The organism is Segeticoccus rhizosphaerae, assembly GCF_009192725.1.
Lineage (GTDB): Bacteria > Actinomycetota > Actinomycetes > Actinomycetales > Dermatophilaceae > Segeticoccus > Segeticoccus rhizosphaerae.
Genome location: NZ_VOHR01000448.1, coordinates 1 through 2,463, shown reverse-complemented (window position 1 = coordinate 2,463; position 2,463 = coordinate 1). Strand labels below are relative to the sequence as shown.

The 2,463-nt window shown below is 72.2% G+C and carries 3 protein-coding genes; 1 reads left to right on the top strand and 2 read right to left on the bottom strand.

Translation table 11 applies throughout. The features are described 5' to 3' along the window. Together FRW57_RS20445 and FRW57_RS20440 are read right to left on the bottom strand one after the other, a co-directional pair. Positions 1–770, bottom strand: a 770-nt coding sequence (locus FRW57_RS20445) for an ABC transporter ATP-binding protein (RefSeq protein WP_152186920.1), incomplete at its 3' end; no start/stop codon positions are given. After that, positions 767–1,981 carry a LolA family protein gene (locus tag FRW57_RS20440; protein ID WP_152186919.1) on the bottom strand — a complete coding sequence of 405 codons (1,215 nt, stop codon included), beginning with the start codon at positions 1,979–1,981 and terminating at the stop codon, positions 767–769. The genes FRW57_RS20440 and FRW57_RS20445, both read right to left, overlap by 4 nt. A gap of 73 nt (positions 1,982–2,054) precedes the next feature. Here FRW57_RS20440 and FRW57_RS20435 point away from each other — a divergent pair. Then, positions 2,055–2,463: response regulator (locus FRW57_RS20435; protein ID WP_152186918.1), on the top strand; the 409-nt coding region annotated here is incomplete at its 3' end.

Here is a 2,463-nt window from a genome sequence, read left to right as displayed (position 1 = left end):
GTGCGCACCGCCTCGAGGCCGAGCTCGGCAAGCACCTCTGCGGCAGGGCCCGGGCGGGAGGTGCGCACCCTCACGCAGGCGGCCCCGCCGCCGCGCAGCTCGCCGACGCTGCCCTGGGCCACCAGCTTGCCGACGTGCATGACACCGACGTGCGTGCACATCTGGTCGACCTCGGACAGCAGGTGGCTCGAGACCAGGACCGTGGACCCCTCGGCCGCGAGCCCCGCCACCAGGTGGCGCACCTCGCGGGTGCCCTGGGGGTCCAGGCCGTTGGTGGGCTCGTCCAGCACCAGCAGCTCACGGGGCATCAGCAGCGCGGCCGCGATGGCGAGGCGTTGCCGCATGCCGAGGGAGTAGGCACGGAAGCGCTTGCCGGCGGCGTTCAGCAGCCCGACCCGGTCCAGCGCCGCGTCGATCCGGCTCGAGGCCGACCGCGGCGGCGCGGTCCGGTCGGCGGCGTCGACGCGCGCCAGATTGGCCCGGCCGGACAGGTAGGGGTGGAACGCCGGGCCCTCGATGAGGGCACCCACCCGCGGCAACACCTCGCCGGCGGCCCCGGGCATGCTGCCCCCGAGCAGCCGGCGATCGCCGCTGTCGGGGGTGACCAGGCCGAGCAGCATCCGGATCGTCGTCGTCTTGCCGGACCCGTTCGGTCCGAGGAAGCCGTAGACCGCGCCCCGCGGGACGGCGAGGTCGATCGCGTCGACCGCGGTCTGCGAGCCGAACCGTTTGGTCAGGCCCGCCGTCGCGACCGCGAGGTCGTCGGTCACTTCCCTGCCGCGGCGTAGAGCACCTTCGGGGTGACCGCCCCGACGTAGAGGGTGCCGGAATCGGTCAGCAGGGCGCTGACGACGTTGCTCTGCAGCAGCCGACCGGAGCCCCACGCCCCGTTGACGTGCGGCAGGTTGCGCAGGAACTGCGCGGCCGAGATCGACTCACCGCCGGGCCCGGGGCCCTTCGCGCCGTGCGAGCCGCCGAGGCCCTTCAGCATCTGCGACGACATCGGCACCTTGACCACCGAGGTCCAGCCGCTCCCCACGATCTGCGGCCGGGCTCCCGGCATGGTCGCGGCGCCGTGCTTGCCCACGGCACCCTTCTTGAGCTGCGCCATGGGGTTGGGGTGAGAAGCGGCGTGACCACCCGGCATACCGCGCATGGTCAGGCCGGACAACCTCTGTTGCTCGACCTTGGTGCCGGGAGGCGGGTTGAACCGGAACTGCGCCGCATCCGGCTTGCCGAAGTCGACCGAGCTGAAGGCGACCTCGAACGCGGGCTTGGTGGCCTTGGTCGAGAGGACCTGCACCCGCAGCGGCACGTGCGTCGTGCCGTCGACCGCGATGCGCACCGAGCTGATCAGCGATCCGCTGCTGCGCGGCGAGAGGACCAGCTCGTATGCCGATCGGCCGGCCACCGTGGTGGTGTTGTTGGTGGTGACCTCGGTCGACGGCTTCACCGCGGACAGGAAGTGGGTGGCGAGCTGCTGCGGCGTCATGGCCATCCCCGAGGGCGCGGGCATGCGCATGTGCTCGCCGCCCGGCGCGCCGCCGCGGTCGGGAAGGGTGAGGTGGGTGGCCGAGTGGTCGGCGCTCGACCAGAGCCACACGTCGTTGCCGTTGCGGATGACGTCCGACTCGCCCAGGGTCCCGAGCAGCGACAACCGGATCCGTTCAGAGCCGTCCGTCCAGACCCGCATCGTGTGGCTGCCCGAGAGCAGTGACGAGAGCTTCGAGCTGCCGCTGCCACCACCGGAGATGGGCAGGGCCGGCAGTCCCAGGTCGGCGTTCTCCACGACCGTGCCGGAGAGCCCTTCAACCCTTGCCTGCTGCACCTTGACGAGCAGCTGCTTGGCCGTGAGGGGCGGCAGGTCCGCGGCGCCGGTCGCGGAGGCGCTGCGCAGCGCCATACCTCCGCCGCCGAGCAGGACGGCGGCGGCCACCGGTGCGGACCAACGCAGTGTGGGGTGCGTGGTGAAGATCGTCATGACCCCATGGTGCCGGGTGGGCCCTGTGAGATCACTGAGAACCTGTGAGCCCTCGCCGTGGCAGGCTGACCCCATGCGCGTGCTGGTGGTCGAGGACGAGGCACGGCTCGCGGCTGCGCTTCGGCGGGGCCTGGTGGCCGAGGGATTCACGGTGGACGTCGCGGGAGACGGGAACACCGGACTGAACCAGGCCCTCTACGGCGACTACGACGCCGTGATCCTCGACATCATGCTGCCGGGACGGTCGGGCTACGACGTCGTCCGGCTGCTGCGTGAGCGCGAGGTGTGGGTGCCGGTGCTGATGCTGTCGGCCAAGGACGGCGAGTACGACCAGGCCGACGGGCTCGACTACGGCGCCGACGACTACCTGACCAAGCCGTTCTCCTTCGTGGTGCTGCTCGCTCGGCTGCGCGCGCTGCTGCGGCGCGGCACTCCGGCGCGGCCCGCGGTCCTCACCGCCGGCGACGTGCGACTCGACCCCG

Coding starts and splice junctions, on each gene's coding strand:
- FRW57_RS20440 (WP_152186919.1), bottom strand. CDS start 1,981: ATGACGATCTTCACCACGCACCCCACACTGCGTTGGTCCGCACCGGTG.